This window comes from Mycobacterium sp. E802, from assembly GCF_001666875.1.
In the GTDB taxonomy this organism is placed as follows: domain Bacteria; phylum Actinomycetota; class Actinomycetes; order Mycobacteriales; family Mycobacteriaceae; genus Mycobacterium.
Genome location: NZ_LZJD01000023.1, coordinates 21,187 through 40,197 on the forward strand (window position 1 = coordinate 21,187; position 19,011 = coordinate 40,197).

The 19,011-nt window shown below is 66.6% G+C and carries 10 protein-coding genes; 8 read left to right on the top strand and 2 right to left on the bottom strand.

Annotated features, from left to right (window positions below):
* The first annotated feature begins 38 nt into the window (after window positions 1-38).
* From A5699_RS03625 to A5699_RS03640, 4 genes are all read left to right on the top strand, one after another.
* Complete coding sequence (locus A5699_RS03625; protein WP_067765508.1) at window positions 39-1,229, top strand: amidohydrolase family protein; 1,191 nt, start codon at window positions 39-41, stop codon at window positions 1,227-1,229.
* A gap of 30 nt (window positions 1,230-1,259) precedes the next feature.
* Complete coding sequence (locus tag A5699_RS03630) at window positions 1,260-2,792, top strand: FadD3 family acyl-CoA ligase (protein ID WP_369806651.1); 1,533 nt, start codon at window positions 1,260-1,262, stop codon at window positions 2,790-2,792.
* A gap of 143 nt (window positions 2,793-2,935) precedes the next feature.
* Window positions 2,936-3,820 carry a hypothetical protein gene (locus tag A5699_RS03635; protein WP_067765511.1) on the top strand — a complete coding sequence of 295 codons (885 nt, stop codon included), beginning with the start codon at window positions 2,936-2,938 and terminating at the stop codon, window positions 3,818-3,820.
* Between the two features lie 2 nt (window positions 3,821-3,822).
* Complete coding sequence (locus A5699_RS03640; RefSeq protein WP_369806652.1) at window positions 3,823-4,479, top strand: twin-arginine translocation pathway signal; 657 nt, start codon at window positions 3,823-3,825, stop codon at window positions 4,477-4,479.
* Window positions 4,480-4,597: 118 nt separating this feature from the next.
* On the opposite strand, the gene A5699_RS03645 is transcribed toward A5699_RS03640, so the two are convergent.
* Window positions 4,598-5,158 carry a transcriptional regulator gene (locus A5699_RS03645; RefSeq protein ID WP_067765514.1) on the bottom strand — a complete coding sequence of 187 codons (561 nt, stop codon included), beginning with the start codon at window positions 5,156-5,158 and terminating at the stop codon, window positions 4,598-4,600.
* Between the two features lie 167 nt (window positions 5,159-5,325).
* Here A5699_RS03645 and A5699_RS03650 point away from each other — a divergent pair, with 167 nt between their 5' ends.
* Window positions 5,326-6,546 (top strand): low temperature requirement protein A, encoded by a 1,221-nt coding sequence (locus tag A5699_RS03650; RefSeq protein ID WP_082957556.1) that lies wholly within the window; start codon window positions 5,326-5,328, stop codon window positions 6,544-6,546.
* Here A5699_RS03650 and A5699_RS03655 read toward each other — a convergent pair.
* On the bottom strand, window positions 6,531-7,799 hold the full coding sequence (locus A5699_RS03655; RefSeq protein WP_067765520.1) for a nitrate/nitrite transporter: 1,269 nt from the start codon (window positions 7,797-7,799) through the stop codon (window positions 6,531-6,533). The two genes, A5699_RS03650 and A5699_RS03655, sit on opposite strands and share 16 nt — an antisense overlap.
* Before the next feature lie 317 nt (window positions 7,800-8,116).
* Between A5699_RS03655 and A5699_RS03660 the strand changes: the two genes are divergently transcribed.
* The 3 genes from A5699_RS03660 to A5699_RS03670 all read left to right on the top strand — a co-directional run bounded on the left by A5699_RS03660 (window position 8,117) and on the right by A5699_RS03670 (window position 18,956).
* On the top strand, window positions 8,117-8,728 hold the full coding sequence (locus A5699_RS03660; protein ID WP_082957555.1) for a MerR family transcriptional regulator: 612 nt from the start codon (window positions 8,117-8,119) through the stop codon (window positions 8,726-8,728).
* A 571-nt stretch (window positions 8,729-9,299) separates the two neighbouring features.
* The gene (locus A5699_RS03665) at window positions 9,300-18,554 is read left to right on the top strand and encodes a type I polyketide synthase (protein WP_067765527.1); all 9,255 of its coding nucleotides are present in this window, start codon (window positions 9,300-9,302) and stop codon (window positions 18,552-18,554) included.
* 9 nt (window positions 18,555-18,563) lie between these two features.
* Complete coding sequence (locus A5699_RS03670; protein ID WP_067765530.1) at window positions 18,564-18,956, top strand: holo-ACP synthase; 393 nt, start codon at window positions 18,564-18,566, stop codon at window positions 18,954-18,956.
* The last annotated feature ends 55 nt before the right edge of the window (window positions 18,957-19,011 follow it).

Here is a 19,011-nt window from a genome sequence, read left to right on the forward strand (position 1 = left end):
TGAGAATATGATTCTCTCGAATTGCAAAGGAGTTTTCCATGGGACAACTGTCGCATAGGGTCGACATTCCGTTTCCGCTGTTCGACGCGGACAACCACCTGTACGAGCCGCCGGAGGCGATGACCAAGTACCTCCCCAAGGAGTACAAGGACATCGTCCAGTACGTCGAGGTCAACGGCCGCACCAAGATCGCGATCGACGGACACATCAGCAACTACATCCCGAACCCGACGTTCTCGCATGTCGCCAAGCCGGGCGCGTGGGAGGAATACTTCAAGTTCGGCAACCCGGACGGCAAGAGCAAGCGTGAGCTGTTCGGCGAGCCGATGCGCTCCATCCCGGCCTTCTTCGAGCCGGAGCCGCGCCTGGAGCTGATGAACGAACTGGGCGTCGACCGCTCTTTGATGTTCCCGACGCTGGCCAGCCTCATCGAGGAGCGGCTGCGGGACAATCCGGTCGCAATCCACGTCATCATCCACTCGCTGAACCAGTGGCTGGACGAGGTGTGGGGCTTCAACTACCAGAACCGCATCTTCACCACCCCGGTGATCACCCTGCCGATCGTCGAGAAGGCGATCGAGGAGCTGGAGTGGTGTGTGAAGCGTGGCGCCCGCGCCATCCTGATCCGCCCTGCCCCGGTGCCCGGCTTCCGCGGCCCGCGCTCGTTCGCACTGCCCGAGTTCGACCCGTTCTGGGAGCGCGTCGTGCACCACGACGTGTTCGTCGGCATGCACTCCAGTGACAGTGGCTACTCGCGCTACACCTCGGAATGGGATGGCACGGTACAGGAGATGTTGCCGTTCCAGACCAACGCGATGTCGATCCTCAACGAGTGGCGTCCGATCCAGGATGCGGTGGCCTCGTGGGTGATTCACGGCGCGCTGTTCCGGCACCCCAAGCTGAAGGTCGGCATCGTCGAGGCCGGCTCGAAGTGGATGTTCCCGCTGCTGGATTCGATGGCCGAGGTGTACAAGAAGGCGCCGGAAGCGTTCTTGGGCAATCCGATCGAGGAGATCAAGAACCGCATCTACGTCAGCCCCTTCTACGAGGAGGGCATCGACGACCTGATCAACCTGATCGGCGTCGACCAGGTGCTGTACGGCTCCGACTGGCCGCACCCGGAGGGTCTGGCCGAGCCGACTCACTACGTGACCGCGCTGGAGCACCTGTCGGTCGAGGACCAGGCCAAGATCATGGGTGGCAACCTCGGTCGGCTCGTCACCACGTAACGAGTGACATTCTGGCAGACCATCCCCGAGATGGTCTTGAGTGCAGCGGACCGGTTCGGCGACGCGGAGGCGGTCGTCGACTATGGCGACAGTCCGGTCGGGGTCGACTATGGCGACAGTCCGGTCGGGGTCGACTATGGCGACAGTCCGGTCGGGGTCGACGGTCCGCTGCGCCTCTCATTCGCCGAGCTCGGCGAACGCATCCGGAAAGCCGCGGGTGCGTTCGCCGAGTTGGGCGTCGACAGAGGGGACCGGGTCGCGGTCTGGGCCCCCAACTCGGCCGAGTGGATCATCTCCGCATTCGGGATCATGGCCGCCGGCGGCATCCTGGTCCCGGTCAACACCCGGTTCAAGGCCGATGAGGCCGCCGACGTGGTCGCGCGCAGCGGCGCCAAGGCCGTGCTGGTCCAAAAAGGTTTCCTGGGGCAGGATTTCGCGTTCTCCGGAACGGATCTCGATGTGCCCGTCATCGATCTGAAGTCGGACTTCTTGAGTAGCGGGACGCCGTTCACCCGCGACGTGGCGCCCACCGATATCGCCGATGTCATCTTCACCTCGGGCACCACCGGCCGGCCCAAGGGGGCGATGATGAACCATCGCCAGACGCTGCGGGCCTACGAGGAGTGGGCGACGCTCGCCGACCTGCGCCAGGGCGACCGCTACCTGATGATCAACCCGTACTTCCACACTTTCGGGTTGAAGGCCGGCTTGGTCGCATCGTTCCTGCGGGGTGCGACGATGCTTCCGGTTGCCGTGTTCGACGTCGACCGGGTCGTGGAACTAATTGAGCGCGAACGCATCACGATGCTGCCCGGACCTCCGACGTTGTATCACTCGCTGCTGGCGGTGACCGATCGGGACCGACTGGCGACGCTGCGAGCGGCCGTGACCGGAGCTGCCGACATCCCGGTGGAGTTGGTCCGACGCATCCGCGACGAATTGCCTTTCCAGACGTTGATGACCGGCTACGGCCTCACCGAGGCAGGCAACGTGACGTTGTCCCGGCCCGGCGACAGCGCTGAGGATGTGGCGACCACCGCCGGCGTGCCGTGTGCCGATGTCGAGGTGCGTGTCGCCGACGACCATGAGGTGCTGGTCCGGGGATACAACGTGATGCAGGGCTACCTGGACGATCCGGCCGCCACCGCCGAGGCGATCGACGCCGACGGCTGGCTGCACACCGGGGATCTCGGCGAGTTCACCGATACGGGTCGCCTGCGGATCGTCGGCCGCAAGAAGGACATGTTCATCGTCGGCGGTTTCAATGCCTACCCGGCCGAGATCGAGGGGTTCCTGCTCGAGCACCCGGCAATTGCGCAGGCCGCGGTGATCGGGGTGGCCGACGAGCGGATGGGGCAGGTCGGCAAGGCGTTTGTGGTGCTGCGCGACGAGCCGGGCACCGAGGCGCCCGATGCCGAGGAGCTGATCGCCTGGAGCCGCGAGCGCATGGCCGGCTACAAGGTGCCGCGTTACGTGGAATTCCTCGACGAGCTGCCGCTCAACGCGACCGGCAAGGTGATGAAGAACCTGCTTGAGGTGCGGATCTCAGCCGGTCCGGCTTAATTTCGGGCACAGCCCGTAAACACCATTTCCGCAGCTAAATGGACATTTAAAGGCCCGATGTCAATGATGTACTCTCGGGTCACTACCGCAAACTGATAACGTAATTCTCGTTAAGCAGGCTGCTGAACGGACAGGAGGTCGGCATGCCGTCCCGCAAGCCTTCGTCGCCGGTGATCGATACTAGCGAAGATGACGCATCGCATGGCGATGCCCTCGATCTGGTCGAGCAGGCCGAAGCCGAGGCCGCCGAGGCCGAGGCCGTGGCGGCGGCCGCACGGGCCAGGGCTCGTGCCATTCGGTTGCGCAACGAGGCCGCCGCTCAAAAGAAGGCCGCGGAGCAGAACGGTCCCGATGCCGAGCCTGACGGTAACGATTCTGACGGTAACGAGCCTGACGATGCAGAGCCCGTTGCCACCGATGTCGAGTCCGCCGGCGATGAGGTGGACTCGTCCGAACCGGAGAAGCAGACGGTCGAAGAACCTGAGACGCCGACTGCCGAAGCTTCCGGCGAGAAGGCGCGTCGAGGTGTTTCGTGGCCGAGTGGCCGCTTCTGGAAATTTCTGGCGGCCGGCGTCTCGATCGTGCTCATACTGATGCTGCTGGCGGCCAGCGGCTTCATGTTCTGGCACCATCGCAATGCCTTGGCTGATCAGCGGCGGGCAGCAGAATTCTCGGCGGCGGCCCGGCAAGGGGTGGTCACCCTCATGTCGCTGGATTTCAATCACGCCAAAGAGGATGTCCAACGCATCATCGACAGCTCCACTGGTCAGTTCAAAGAGGACTTCCAGGCGACTGCTGACGATTTCGTCAAGGTGGCCGAATCATCGAAGGCCGTCACCGAAACCACGGTGAACGCCACCGCGATCGATTCGATGACCGATGACTCTGCCGTCGTGCTGGTCGCAGCGACGTCGCGCGTCACCAATGCCGCGGGCGCAAAGCAGGATCCGCGAAACTGGCGCCTCAGCGTGACCCTGAACCGAGATGGTGACCAGATGAAGCTCTCGAAAGTTGAGTTTGTGCCGTGACGTTGGATGAAGACACCCGCGTGACCGATGAGTCGCCGACCGCCAAGTTCGAAGACGAGCGAGACACGGTCGAAGAAGCAGCTCAGTCCGCCGACGAAATCGGTGCCGACGAGGCCGAGACAAAGGGTGAACCGGCCGAGTCGGGCGGCCGGTCCGGTGGTGCACTGCAAGCCTTGAAGCGCAGGACTGTCCCACTTGCCCTCGGCGTGGCACTGATCGCCTCGGCCGCATTGGCGTTGGTTTCCTATTTCACGATGTACAAGCCGGACCAACAAACCGGCACCAAGGCTGCCGACGCAGTGGTGCAGGCCGCGTCCGACGGCACCGTGGCGCTGTTATCCTACGCACCAGACACCCTGGATCAGGACTTCACGAAGGCCAAGACGCACCTCACGGGCGATTTCCGCTCGTACTACACCGACTTCACGACGAAGATCGTCACCCCGGCTGCGCAGCAGAAGAAGGTGACGACAACCGCCAAAGTCGTGCAGGGCGCCGCGATCGAAGTGAAGCCGGAGTCTGCGGTCGTCTTGTTGTTCATCAACCAGACCACGACAAGTCAGGAACTCCCGGATGGCTCTTTCGCGGTGAGCGCCGTCAAGGTCGGGATGAACAAGATCGACGGCAACTGGCTGATCTCGTCGTTCGACCCGGTGTAGGGCTGTCAGTCCTGGGCGTGCCGCTCGTACGCCCAGCGTTCCAGCCAGATCTGCAGGTGATGCACACCCAGGGCGGTGATGATCGCGCAGACCGCGACGAGGCTGAGTAGTAAGCCGCTCATGGCCGGCACCCTGCGCTGTCGTTGTGGTGCCTCCCCCCGTAAGAGCGTCCGGTGCGGTGCGTCAGTGGCCGCGGTGCCTCGGCGCTGCTCGACAACGACCGCCGGATGGCTCGGTAACGGTCGCGTTCGGCGCTGCACCATGGTTCGCTCCAGCCTTCGAGCAGGTCCTTGCTACGCAACAACCGGTGCAGCGTCGGATGGGTGATGGCCGGTACCGGACGTCCCTCGGCCGGCGCCATCGCGTCGTGCAGTGCGATTGCCTCGTGCCAGTCCACCTTCACCTCGGGCGCCAGGCTGACGTACTGGTGTCGTACGACGAGCAGCGCGTCGGCGCCCACCGGACGTAACCGCCACAGTGCCGAGCGCAAGGAGGACACCGCCTTGTTGGGCGGGCTGCCCGGCCACAGCAGGTCGCAGACCCAGCCGCGGTGCAGTTCGCGACGCTTGACCGCGACCAGCGCCACCAACCGGCGACATGAGGGCGGTAACACCAAGGGCTCCATGTCTCGGTATACGGCGAACTCGCCGAGGAGGTTCAAGGTGAATTGCTTGGACACACACTCATGGTCGGGCGTCGCTGCGGCGGTGACATCAGTAGTGCACTACCTGTATTTCGCGGACTTCGACCGTGCTGGTGCGATGGAATGCATCGACGGCGACGAAGGGGAGACTCAGGTTGAACGACGAGAGGCCGCACCAGGTGCAAACCCACCGGTTGAGCCGGATGTCCGGACGTGACCCGCACGAGCACCACCGGGTCGCCACTCCGTTGGAATTGCTCTTCGACCTGACGTTCGTGATCGCTTTCGGGGTGGCCGCCTCACAGCTCGCGCACCTGATGGCCGACGGACACGTCTCGGCCGGGTTGGCGGGTTTCGGGTTCTCCGCGTTCGCGATCTGGTGGGCGTGGATGAACTTCACCTGGTTTGCCTCCGCCTACGACACCGACGACTGGGTCTACCGCGTGACGACCATGGTTCAGATGGTCGGCGTGCTCATCCTGGCGCTCGGAATCCCTCCGGTGTTCAGCTCCATCGAACACGGTGGGCACGTCGACAACGCGGTGATGGTGGCCGGCTATGTGGTGATGCGAATTGCCTTGGTAGGGCAGTGGTTACGCGCCGCCACGCAGGATCCGCCACGTCGACGGGCCTGCCTGACGTATGCCTGCGCGGTCGTCGTCGCCCAGATCGGGTGGGTGGTCCAGATCTTCGTGCAGACCTCGGTCACGGTCTTCTTCTGTACTGCTCTGGTTCTGATGGTCGTAGAGGTGAGTGGGCCGGTGCTGGCCGAGCGGCTGATGGGGGGCACCCCGTGGCACGCCCATCACGTGGCCGAACGGTACGGGTTGCTGGCGATCATCGCGCTGGGTGAAGGGGTTGTCGGTACGGTGGCCTCCCTGACGGCTGCGGTGGCCGAGCATGGTTGGTCCACCGACGCGATCTTGTTGGTGGCCGCGGGAATCGGGCTGACGTTCGGGATGTGGTGGGTGTACTTCCTGGTTCCGGCCGGCGATCTGCTGCATGCGCGGCGCACGCTTTCGTTCTGGTACGGCTACCTGCACCTGGCGGTGTTCGGTGCCATCGTGGCGACCGGTGCCGGATTACACGTGGCGGCCTACTACGTCGACGGCGAATCGCACCTGACTTCCACCGGGACCGTTCTGGCGGTGGCGATCCCGGTCGGCATTTACCTGGTGTCGATGTTCGTCATCTACTCGCTTCTGGTGGGACAGGTCGACATCGTCCACCTGCTGTTGCTGGTGGTGGCCTCGGCCGTGCTGGTGGCGGCGGTGGTGTTGGCCGCTCAGGGCACCTCGATGGCGGTGTGCCTGTTGGTGATCACCGCGGCGCCGGTGGTGGTCGTCGGAGGGTTCGACGCGGTCGGGCACCGGCGTGCCGCGACCCTCGTCGAGCGACGTCTCGAAACTCAGCCCCCCGGGTGAGTTTCGAAGCTTTCCAACAGCATTCGTTCCTGTTCGGCGGCCAGTAGGCGTCGCGTCTTGTGACGGGTGATCAGGATTCCGACCGTGGCCAGGATCCACACCGCGTATTGCACGGACCAGGCCAGCCGGAACGACGCGAACGAGTAGCTGTCCTCGCCCGACAGGATCAGGCCCATGGCCTGCATCACCAACAACGCCGCCAGGAAACCGCCCATGTTGACCATGCCCTGCGCGGTACCCAGGTTGTGGCTGGGATTGAAGGTTCTCGCGAAGTCGAAGCCGACCATGGAGCCGGGACCGCCCACCGAGATGACGACGATGAGCACCACCAACAACCACATCGGCGCCGGACCGGGCAGGGCCAGCACCACGGTCCAGACCAGTGCGTTACTGGCGATGATCCACAGCACCAGGCGTGACCGGCGGTGCGGGTGACGGCCCGTGACGATGCCGATCATGATCCCGGCCGTGATGGCGGCTGCCACCGAGATGGTCAGCAGTGAGCCCGCGGCGGTCGCGGAAAGGCCCTGTGCCTCCGTGAGATACGGGACACCCCACATCAACGCGAACACCGTCACGGAGAACTGGGTGCCCATGTGGGTGAAGAAGCCGAGTCGGGTGCCCGGCCGAAGCCAGACCGTTTTCGTGCGGGCCAAGGTGGCGCGCAGTGAGATCGGTTCGGGTGTCAGGGTCGATCCGTGCGGTGTGTTCCGCACCAGTGCCAGCACCAGCACGATCACCAGCAGTCCGAAGGCCGCGACCGACAGATACGCCGGCGTCCACCCGGCCCCGGTGAGAATCGCGAGGAAGGGGACGGCCGAGAGGACCTGACCGAGCTGACCGCAGATGCCGGTCAGCTGGGCCACCAACGGAACCCGCGCCGGTTCGAACCAGTAGGGCACCAGGCGCAGAACCGAGATGAAGGTGAGCGCGTCGCCCAGGCCGACGACGGCCCGAGCCCCGATGGCCGCGGGTAGTGACTCGCTGAGCGCGAGGACGAGCTGGCCGGTGGTCATCAGGGCGGCGCCGCAGACGATCAGGACGCGGGAACCGAAGCGGTCCAAGAGCAACCCGGCGGGCACTTGGGCGGCGGCATAGACGATGACTTGCAGCACGACGAACGTCGACAACACGCCGGGGCTGGCGGCAAATCTGTCCGCGGCCTGCAGTCCCGAGACACCGAGGGTAGTGCGGTCGAGTACCGCGATGATGTAAGCGAGTAGCCCGGTCGCCCACACGATCCAGGGTCGCACGCGGGCACCTTTCGTCGAATCTCTCTGTCGGGGCAGACGTCCATGCTCCCGTACCGCGAACGCCGAAGCCAACGGACTCCTTTGTCGCCGTTGTGAATTTGAAACCGGGCCCGGCATTCTGCGGTTGGAGTAGTTGGCTGAAACTGCGTGTCGGTGTCCAGTTTCGCCTGACGAGCTCGGCATAACCCCAGTTGGTGGCGTTGTAAGTGGAGTTCGTCGATACCTCGATATTCGAGTTTGAAATTCGCTCGTGATATTGCTCGCGGGGTAGGGTGTCGACATGAATCGCTCTTCGGTCCGATGCGGAGGACGTCGGCTTGGTTGAGTACCGCCTTGAAGACCTGGCCCGCGTATCCGGCGTCAGCGCCCGCAATATCCGGGCGTATCGCGAACGCGGGTTGCTGGACTCGCCGCGTCGTGTCGGGCGTTCGGCGTATTACGACGAGCGGCATCTGGCCCAGTTGACGGCGATCACCCAGCTATTGGCGAAGGGTTTCAATTCGGCCCACATCGCTGAATTTTTCGATAGCCTGCGGCGCGGCGAGGATCTGGCCGACGCACTGGGGCTGCAAGCCTCGGCGTGGCAGCGCCGCGGAATGGCCTTGAGTCTCGATCCCGACGATGACGACGTGCGCACGCTCGTCGTGGGTGGTTTGGCCCGCGTCGTCGACGGTGCCGTGGAGTTGACTGACCCGGCCTTGGCGGCGTTCGTCGGTGCGGCCGAGGATCAGCGTGGCTGTGTCCGGGTCATGGCTCACCTCGTGAGGTTGACGGCGCCGGCAATCGATCACCTCACCGAGTCGACTGCTGCGGTGCTCGCCGAATGTCAGGCCGGTCGGTCCTGTGCTGGCATGGCTGAGTTGGTGCCCGCGGTGGTCTCGGCCAGGGCGCGGCGTGCGATGCGGTCCGGGCTCGCTGTCGCGGAGTAGTCCACCGGCGTGGTCACCGTCGGTTCTCGATAGCCGGCGCAAAAAGTTACCGAGAAGTAAGATAATCCAGCAAACTTTTGGCGCGGCACACTGCGATTCGCTAGACAGAATTGGTTCGAATGTCTGCTGGTTCACAGCTCGTTCGCGGCGCCGGAAGTGGCGAGAAATTTAGATAACGATTCGATAACAATACTGCCTTGATCTGCGCAGTTGTGCCTACTCGACCGTAACCACCTGCCAACAGGACGTTTGTCCCGAATGCCTTGAGCGCCCGCTGAACACCGCGTGACGTTACCGGCGGTTACCCATGCGTAGAACTCGCCAGTAACCAATCTGGACGGAAAACGCTCGTCGGCTCTTATGCCACTCTTAGTAGGGCAGGAATGCGAGAGACGCGGTCACGAGACGACCGACGGAACCGCATTCCTCACCTGATTCGACGCTGAATCGCCGTTGGCCTGTCGCCCGGGCAGCCACACCGCCCGAGACGACACACCTGAGACACCGCACGCGACAGCCAGCCGCGAGAACTTCATTGCAGAACCGCAGCAGCACCGAGGAGATAGCGCCAGTGACGATCTACGAACACGACCGGGTTTCCGCCGGACGCAACGACGACTCCGGATCCGACGATCGGCAGGCCGACTCCACCCACGCGCTCGTCGACCGGCTCAGCGCCGGTGAGCCCTATGCGGTCGCCTTCGGTGGCCAGGGCAGCGCCTGGCTGGAGACCCTCGAAGAACTGGTGTCCTCGGCCGGTATCGAGTCGGAACTCGCCACGCTGGCCGGGGAGGCCGAGCTGCTGCTGGAGCCGGTGGCCGCCGAACTCCTCGTGGTTCGCCCCATCGGTTTCGAGCCGCTGCAGTGGGTGCGCGCGCTGGCTGCCGAAGAGCCGGTGCCGTCCGACAAGCAGCTGACCTCGGCCGCGGTGTCGGTGCCGGGTGTGCTGCTGACCCAGATTGCGGCCATCCGTGCGCTGGCCCGCCAGGGCATGGATCTCGCGGCAACCCCGCCGGTCGCCGTGGCCGGGCACTCGCAGGGCGTGCTCGCCGTCGAGGCGCTGGCCGCCAAGGGCGCCAAGGACGTGGAGCTGCTGGCCCTGGCGCAGCTGATCGGCGCGGCCGGCACGCTGGTGGCCCGTCGCCGCGGCATCACGGTGCTGGGTGACCGGCCGCCGATGGTGTCGGTGACCAACGCCGAACCCGAGCGCATCTACGAGCTGCTCCAGGAGTTCAGCCAGGACGTGCGCACGGTACTGCCCCCGGTGCTGTCGATCCGCAACGGCCGGCGTTCCGTGGTGATCACCGGCACGCCCGAGCAGCTGTCGCGCTTCGAGCTGTACTGCAACCAGATCGCTGAGAAGGAAGAAGCCGAGCGTAAGAGCAAAGTCCGCGGTGGCGCGGTCTTCGCGCCGGTCTTCGACCCGGTGCAGGTCGAGGTCGGTTTCCATACCCCGCGTCTGGCCGACGGCATCGACATTGTCGGCCGGTGGGCGGAGACCGTCGGTATCGACGTCAAGCTCGCCCGCGAGATGACCGAAGCCATCCTGGTCAGCCAGGTGGACTGGGTCGACGAGATCACCGACCTGCACGAGGCGGGTGCCCGCTGGATTCTGGACCTGGGCCCCGGCGACATCCTGACCCGTCTGACCGCTCCGGTGGTCCGTGGCCTCGGTATCGGGATCGTGCCCGCCGCCACCCGCGGTGGCCAGCGCAACCTGTTCACCATCGGCGCGGTGCCCGAGGTGGCCCGGCCCTGGTCCAGCTATGCCCCGAGCGTGGTGAGCCTGCCCGACGGCTCGGTCAAACTCTCGACCAAGTTCACCCGCCTCACCGGACGTTCCCCGATTCTGCTGGCCGGTATGACGCCCACCACAGTGGACGCCAAGATCGTCGCCGCCGCAGCAAACGCCGGCCACTGGGCCGAACTCGCCGGCGGCGGGCAGGTCACCGAGCCGATCTTCAACGATCGCATCGCCGAATTGGGCGAGCTGCTGGAGCCTGGCCGGGCAATCCAGTTCAACTCGCTGTTCCTCGATCCCTACCTGTGGAAGCTGCAGGTCGGCGGCAAGCGGCTGGTGCAGCGGGCCCGTCAGTCCGGGGCTCCCATCGACGGCCTGGTGGTTACCGCGGGCATTCCCGACCTCGAAGAGGCCGTCGAGCTGATCGAGGAACTCAACGACCTCGGCATCAGCCATGTGGTGTTCAAGCCGGGCACCGTCGAGCAGATCCGCTCCGTCATCCGGATCGCCGCCGAGGTGCCCACCAAGCCGGTCATCGCCCACATCGAGGGCGGCCGCGCCGGTGGCCACCACTCCTGGGAGGACCTCGACGACCTGCTGCTCGCGACGTACTCCGAGCTGCGTGGCCAGGCCAACATCACCATCTGCGTCGGCGGCGGCATCGGCACCCCGGAGCGGTCCGCCGAATACCTGTCCGGCCGGTGGTCGGCCGCCCATGGTTACCCGCTGATGCCGGTCGACGGCATCCTGGTCGGCACGGCCGCCATGGCCACGCTCGAGGCCACCACGAGCCCGCAGGTCAAGCAGATGCTGGTGGACACCAAGGGCACCGAGGCCTGGGTGGGCGCCGGTAAGGCCGCCGGGGGCATGGCCTCCGGGCGCAGCCAGCTGGGCGCCGACATCCACGAGATCGACAACACCGCATCGCGTTGCGGCCGGCTGCTCGACGAGGTGGCCGGTGACGCCGAGGCGGTGGCCGCCCGTCGCGACGAGATCATCGCCGCGATGGCCAACACCGCCAAGCCGTACTTCGGTGACGTGGCCGAGATGACCTACCTGCAGTGGCTGCGCCGCTACATCGAGCTGGCCATCGGTGAGGGCAACAGCACCGCCGATTCCAAGCGGGACGACTCGCCGTGGCTGGACATCACCTGGCGTGACCGCTTCGAGCAGATGCTCAAGCGTGCCGAAGCGCGTTTGCACGCAAAGGATTTCGGTCCGATCGAGACATTGTTCGATCCGGCGGGCGACGGTGAGCAGCTCCTCGAGGACCCGAAAGCCGCACTGGCCGCGCTGGTCTCGGCCTACCCGGACGCCGCGTCGGTGCAGCTGCACCCGGCCGACGTCCCGTTCTTCGTCGAGCTGTGCAAGACGCTGGGCAAGCCGGTCAACTTCGTGCCGGTGATCGACAAGGACGTGCGCCGCTGGTGGCGCAGCGACTCGCTGTGGCAGGCCCATGACGCCCGTTACGACGCCGATCAGGTGTGCATCATCCCCGGCACCGCCGCCGTCGCCGGGATCACCCGGGTCGACGAGCCCGTCGGCGAGCTGCTCGACCGGTTCGAGCAGGCCGCCGTCGACGAGGTGCTGGCCGCCGGTGCCCAGCCGCAGGCTGTGCTGTCGCGCCGGCAGGGCCGCGCTGACGTAGCCGGCCCGCTGGCTGTGCTGCTGGACGCCCCGGACGTGTTGTGGGCCGGGCGCACCTCGGTCAACCCGGTGCACCGGATCGCCGCACCGGCGGAGTGGCAGATCCGCGAAGGTTCTGAGAACCGTTCGGCCACACACCCTTCCACCGGTGCTCGGCTTGAGGTTGCCGACGATCGCCACGTGGTGCTGTCGGTGCCGCTGTCGGGAACCTGGATCGAGATCCGGTTCACGTTGACCGATGCCATCCGTAGCGGTGGCGCACCGGTTGTCGAGGTCGACGACGCTGCGACCGCCATGCGTTCGGTGCTCGCCATCGCCGCCGGTGTCGACGGTCCCGACGCGCTGCCCACCGTCGACGGTGACTCCGTGACCGTGACCGTCGATTGGGATCCCGAGCGGGTCGCCGACCACACCGGCGTCACCGCCACGTTCGGAGCCCCGTTGGCCCCGACGCTGACCGTCGTTCCCGACGCCCTGGTCGGCCGGTGCTGGCCGGCGGTGTTCTCCGCAATCGGCAGCGCCGCGACCGAGTCCGGCTTCCCGGTGGTCGAGGGCCTGCTGAGCCTGGTGCACCTGGACCACGCCGCTCATCTGTTGGCCCCGCTGCCGACCGAGCCGGCTCAATTGACCGTCACCGCAACGGCTTCCGCCGCCCACGACACCGAGGTCGGCCGGGTGGTCCCGGTTTCGGTGACCGTGCGCGCCTCGGACGGCACTGAACTCGCCAAGCTGGAGGAGCGGTTCGCGATCCGTGGCCGCACCGGAGCGGCCGAGCTGACCGACCCGGTCCGGGCGGGCGGTGCGATCTCGGACAACGCCACCGACACCCCGCGCCGTCGCCGGCGTGACGTCACGGTCGGCGCGCCCGTGGACATGCGGCCGTTCGCCGTGGTGTCCGGTGACCACAACCCGATCCACACCGATCGGGCCGCGGCGCTGCTGGCCGGTCTGGAAGGCCCGATCGTGCACGGCATGTGGCTGTCGGCTGCCGCGCAGCACGTCGTCACCGCCACCGACGGCAAGCCGATCCCACCGGCCAAGCTGGTCGGCTGGACCGCCCGCTTCCTGGGCATGGTCAAGCCGGGTGACGAGGTCGACTTCCGCGTCGACCGCGTCGGAATCGACGTCGGCGCAGAGGTTGTCGAGGTTCAGGCCCGCATCGGCTCCGAGCTGGTGATGGCGGCGACCGCACGTCTGGCCGCACCCAAGACCGTCTATGCGTTCCCCGGCCAGGGCATCCAGTCCAAGGGCATGGGCATGGAGGTCCGCGCCCGGTCCAAGGCCGCCCGCAAGGTGTGGGACACCGCCGACAAGTTCACCCGTGAGACGCTGGGCTTCTCGGTGCTGCACGTGGTCCGAGACAACCCGACGTCGTTGATCGCCTCCGGCGTGCACTATGAGCATCCCGAGGGCGTGCTGTACCTGACCCAGTTCACCCAGGTCGCGATGGCCACGACGGCAGCCGCGCAGGTCGCCGAGATGCGGGAGCAGGGCGCGTTCGTCGAAGGTGCGATCGCCTGCGGCCACTCCGTCGGTGAGTACACCGCGCTGGCATGCGTTTCCGGCGTGATCGAACTCGAGGGTCTGCTGGAGGCGGTGTTCCACCGCGGCTCCAAGATGCACGACATCGTGCCGCGCGACGAGCGGGGCCGGTCCAACTACCGGCTGGCCGCGATCCGTCCGTCGCAGATCGACCTGGCCGACGAGGATGTCGAGAACTTCGTCGCCGAGATCAGCGCTCGTACTGGAGAATTTCTTCAGATCGTGAACTTCAACCTGCGCGGTTCGCAGTACGCGATCGCCGGCACCGTGCGCGGTCTGGAGGCGCTGGAGGAAGAAGTCGAGCGTCGTCGCGAGATCAGCGGCGGCAAGCGATCGTTCATCCTGGTGCCCGGCATCGACGTGCCGTTCCACTCCAGCGTGCTGCGGGTGGGTGTGGACGACTTCCGGCGCAGCCTGGAACGCGTCCTGCCGCGCGACCGTGACCCGGAACTGGTTGTCGGACGCTACATTCCGAACCTGGTGCCTCGGCCGTTCACACTTGACCGCGATTTCATCCAGGAGATCCGCGATCTGGTGCCGGCCGAGCCGCTCGACGAGATCCTCGCCGACTACGACACTTGGCGTAACGAGCGGCCGATCGAGTTGTGCCGCAAGATCGTCATCGAGTTGCTGGCCTGGCAGTTCGCCAGCCCGGTGCGTTGGATCGAGACCCAGGACCTGCTGTTCATCGAGGAGGCCGCCGGCGGTCTCGGGGTGGAGCGGTTCGTCGAGATCGGCGTGAAGAACGCGCCGACGGTCGCCGGCCTGGCCACCAACACGCTGAAGCTGCCCGAATACGCGCACAGCACGGTCGAGGTGCTCAACGCCGAGCGCGACGCCGCGGTGCTGTTCGCCAGTGACACCGATCCCGAGCCGGAGCCCGAGGTTGAGGAAACTGCCGCTCCCGCAGCCGAAGCCGCTCCGGCCACCGAGGCCGTCCCGGCCCCGGCAGCCGTACCGGCGGCCCCGTCCGGTGGTCCTCGGCCCGACGACATCACCTTCGACGCGGCCGACGCGACGGTGGGTCTCATCGCGCTGAGCGCCAAGATGCGGATCGACCAGATCGAGGCGCTGGATTCCATCGAGTCCATCACCGACGGTGCGTCTTCGCGGCGTAACCAGCTGCTGGTCGACCTCGGTTCGGAGCTGAACCTCGGTGCCATCGACGGTGCTGCCGAGGCCGATCTCGGTGCGCTCAAGGGGCAGGTCAGCAAGCTGGCCCGTACCTACAAGCCGTTCGGCCCGGTGCTGTCGGATGCCATCAACGACCAGCTGCGCACGGTCTTCGGGCCGTCGGGCAAGCGGCCGGCCTACATCACCGAGCGGGTCACCAAGACCTGGGAGCTGGGTCCGGGCTGGGCCAAGCACGTCACCGTCGAGGTGGCGCTGGGTACCCGTGAGGGCAGCAGCGTGCGCGGTGGTGATCTGGGCAGCCTGCATCCCGGTGCCCTGGCCGATGCCGCCGGCGTGGACAAGGTCATCGACGCGGCCGTTGCCGCGGTCGCGGCCCGCCAGGGTGTGGCGGTGTCACTGCCCTCTGCCGGTGGAGCCGGTGGGGGAGTGGTGGATTCGGCCGCGCTCGGCGAGTTCGCCGAGAAGGTCACCGGTCCCGACGGTGTGCTGGCCTCGGCCGCGCGCCTGGTGCTGGGCCAGCTCGGCCTCGATGCCCCGGTCGGCGCCCCCGAGGCCGCGACCGATGCTGAGCTGATCGACCTGGTCACCACCGAACTCGGTTCGGACTGGCCGCGATTGGTCGCCCCGGCGTTCGACGCGAAGAAGGCCGTCGTGTTCGACGACCGGTGGGCCAGTGCCCGTGAAGACCTGGTCAAGCTGTGGCTGGCCGACGAGGGTGAGATCGACGCCGATTGGCCGCGGCTGTCCGAACGCTTCGAGGGCGCCGGGCATGTCGTTGCCACCCAGGCGAATTGGTGGCAAGGCAAGGCTTTGGCCGCCGGTCGCACCATCCACGCCTCGCTGTTCGGCCGCATCGCGGCCGGTGCCGAGAATCCCGGAACCGGTCGGTATTCCGACGAGGTCGCCGTGGTGACCGGCGCGTCGAAGGGCTCCATCGCCTCGTCGGTCGTCGGGCAGCTGCTCGACGGTGGCGCCACCGTCATCGCCACGACCTCGCGTCTGGACGACGACCGTTTGGCGTTCTACAAGGAGCTCTACCGCGACAACGCCCGCTTCGGCGCCACCCTGTGGGTGGTCCCGGCCAACATGGCGTCCTACTCCGACATCGACAAGCTGGTCGAGTGGGTGGGTAGCGAGCAGATCGAAAGCCTTGGGCCCCAATCGATCCACCTCAAGGACGCGCAGACCCCGACCCTGCTGTTCCCGTTCGCCGCGCCGCGCGTGGCCGGGGATCTGTCCGAGGCCGGTTCGCGTTCCGAGATGGAGATGAAGGTGCTGCTGTGGGCCGTGCAGCGGCTCATCGGCGGGTTGTCGACGATCGGTGCCGAGCGCGACATCGCCTCGCGGCTGCACGTGGTGCTGCCGGGCTCGCCCAACCGCGGCATGTTCGGCGGCGACGGCGCCTACGGCGAATCCAAGTCCGCGCTCGACGCGTTGGTGAACCGCTGGAGTGCCGAATCATCGTGGGCCGAGCGGGTCAGCCTGGCGCACGCGCTGATCGGCTGGACCAAGGGCACCGGGTTGATGGGGCACAACGACGCCATCGTCAGTGCGGTCGAAGAGGCCGGCGTCACCACCTACAGCACCGCGGAGATGGCAGCCATGCTGCTGAACCTGTGCACGGTGGAGTCCAAGGTGGCCGCGGCCAACGCGCCGATCAAGGTGGACCTGACCGGCGGTCTGGGCGACATCACGCTCGACATGGCCGAGCTGGCCGCCAAGGCGCGCGAGGACATGGCAAGCGCCGCATCAGAAGACGAGGAGGAGGACGGCGGCAGCAACACCGTTGCAGCGCTGCCCGCCCCGCCACGTGGGTACGACCCCGCACCGGCACCGGAGTGGGACGATCTCGACGTCGACCCGGCCGATCTGGTGGTCATCGTCGGCGGTGCCGAACTCGGACCGTACGGCTCGTCGCGGACCCGCTTCGAGATGGAGGTCTCCGGCGAGCTGTCGGCGGCCGGCGTGCTGGAACTGGCGTGGACCACCGGACTGGTCAAGTGGGAAGACGATCCCAAGGCCGGCTGGTACGACACCGAAACCGGTGAGCTGGTGCCCGAATCGGAGATCGTGGAGCGGTACCACGATGCGGTGGTGGAGCGTTGCGGTATTAGGGAATTCGTCGACGACGGTGCGATCGATCCCGATCACGCCTCGCCGCTGTTGGTCAGTGTGTTCCTGGACAAGGACTTCAGCTTCGTGGTGTCCAGCGAGGCCGATGCCCGGGCGTTCGTGTCCTTCGACCCCGAGCACACCGTGGCGCGGCCGGTGCCGGACTCCAGTGACTGGCAGGTGATCCGCAAGGCGGGCACCGAGATTCGGGTTCCGCGCAAGACCAAGCTGTCGCGCACGGTCGGTGCCCAGATCCCGACGGGCTTCGACCCGACGGTGTGGGGGATCACCCCGGACATGGCGAACTCCATCGACCGGGTGGCGCTGTGGAACATCGTCGCCACGGTGGATGCGTTCCTGTCCTCAGGATTCACCCCGACCGAGCTGATGCGCTGGGTGCACCCGAGCCAGGTGGCCTCTACTCAGGGCACCGGCATGGGCGGCATGACCTCGATGCAGACCATGTACCACGGCAACCTGCTGGGCCGGGCCAAGCCGAACGACATCCTGCAGGAGGTGCTGCCGAACGTTGTTGCGGCACATGTCATGCAGAGCTACGTCGGCGGCTACGGCGCCATGGTGCACCCGGTCGGCGCCTGCGCCACCGCGGCCGTCTCGGTCGAGGAGGGTGTGGACAAGATCCGCCTCGGCAAGGCCGACCTGGTGATCGCCGGTGGCTTCGACGATCTGACCCTGGAAGCGATCATCGGCTTCGGTGACATGGCGGCCACCGCCGATACCGAGATGATGCGCGCCAAGGGAATCAGCGACTCGAAGTTCTCCCGCGCCAACGACCGTCGTCGTCTCGGCTTCCTGGAAGCCCAGGGCGGTGGCACCATCCTGCTGGCCCGCGGCGACCTCGCCGCGAAGATGGGTCTGCCGGTGCTGGCGGTTGTCGGTTACGCGCAGAGCTTCGCCGACGGTGTGCACACCTCGATTCCGGCTCCGGGGCTGGGTGCCCTGGGCGCCGGGCGCGGCGGCAAGGATTCGCAGCTGGCCCGCTCGCTGGCCAAGCTGGGTGTCGGCGCCGACGACATCGCGGTGATCTCCAAGCACGACACCTCGACGCTGGCCAACGATCCCAACGAGACCGAGCTGCACGAGCGGCTGGCCGACTCGATGGGGCGCTCGGCGGGCAACCCGCTGTTCATCGTCAGCCAGAAGACGCTGACCGGGCACGCCAAGGGCGGCGCGGCGGTGTTCCAGATGATGGGTCTGTGCCAGATCCTGCGCGACGGCGTCATCCCGCCGAACCGCAGCCTGGACTGCGTCGACGATGAGCTGGCCACCTCCGGCCACTTCGTCTGGGTGCGCGAAACCCTTGACCTGCGTGGGAAGTTCCCGCTCAAGGCCGGTCTGGTCACCAGCCTCGGATTCGGTCACGTGTCGGGTCTGGTCGCCCTGGTGCACCCGGAAGCGTTCATCGCGGCACTGGATCCGGCCGAGCGCGACGAGTACCGCAAGCGGGCCGAGCAGCGCACACTGGCCGGTCAGCGCCGGTTGGCCGGGGCGATCGCCGGTGGCCGGCCGATGTACGAGAAGCCTGCCGACCGCCGGTTCGACCATGACGTGCCGGAGAAGCGTCAGGAAGCGGCGATGTTGCTGAACGCGGACGCCCGGCTCGGCGATGACGATCTCTACGTCCGCTAAGGTCGCGGCGTGGCGATTGTGGGCGTAGGCATCGATCTGGTTTCCATTCCGGATTTCGCCGAGCAGGTAGACCGGCCGGGAACGGTGTTCGCCGAGACGTTCACGCCAGGGGAGCGCCGGGACGCCGCCGACAAGAGTTCGTCGGCGGCCCGGCACCTGGCGGCCCGTTGGGCGGCAAAGGAGGCCGTGATCAAGGCCTGGTCGAGTTCCCGATTCTCCAAGCGTCCGGCCCTGCCGGAGGGAATCCACCGCGACATCGAGGTGGTCACCGACATGTGGGGCCGGCCCAAGGTGCGGCTGTCCGGCGATATCGCCAAGCACCTGGAGAGCGTGAACATCCACGTCTCGCTCACCCACGAGGCCGATACCGCGGCGGCGGTGGCCATTATCGAGGAGCTTTAACGCGGACTTCTCTGCGCGAGCAGACACAGATGTACCGTTCGCCACGGCGTGTCGG

What these genes read in the sequence shown, in the direction of transcription:
- A5699_RS03630 (WP_369806651.1), top strand. Translation starts at nt 1,260, where the DNA reads ATGGTCTTGAGTGCAGCGGACCGGTTCGGCGACGCGGAGGCGGTCGTC.
- A5699_RS03635 (WP_067765511.1), top strand. Translation starts at nt 2,936, where the DNA reads ATGCCGTCCCGCAAGCCTTCGTCGCCGGTGATCGATACTAGCGAAGAT.
- A5699_RS03650 (WP_082957556.1), top strand. Translation starts at nt 5,326, where the DNA reads ATGTCCGGACGTGACCCGCACGAGCACCACCGGGTCGCCACTCCGTTG.
- A5699_RS03625 (WP_067765508.1), top strand. Translation starts at nt 39, where the DNA reads ATGGGACAACTGTCGCATAGGGTCGACATTCCGTTTCCGCTGTTCGAC.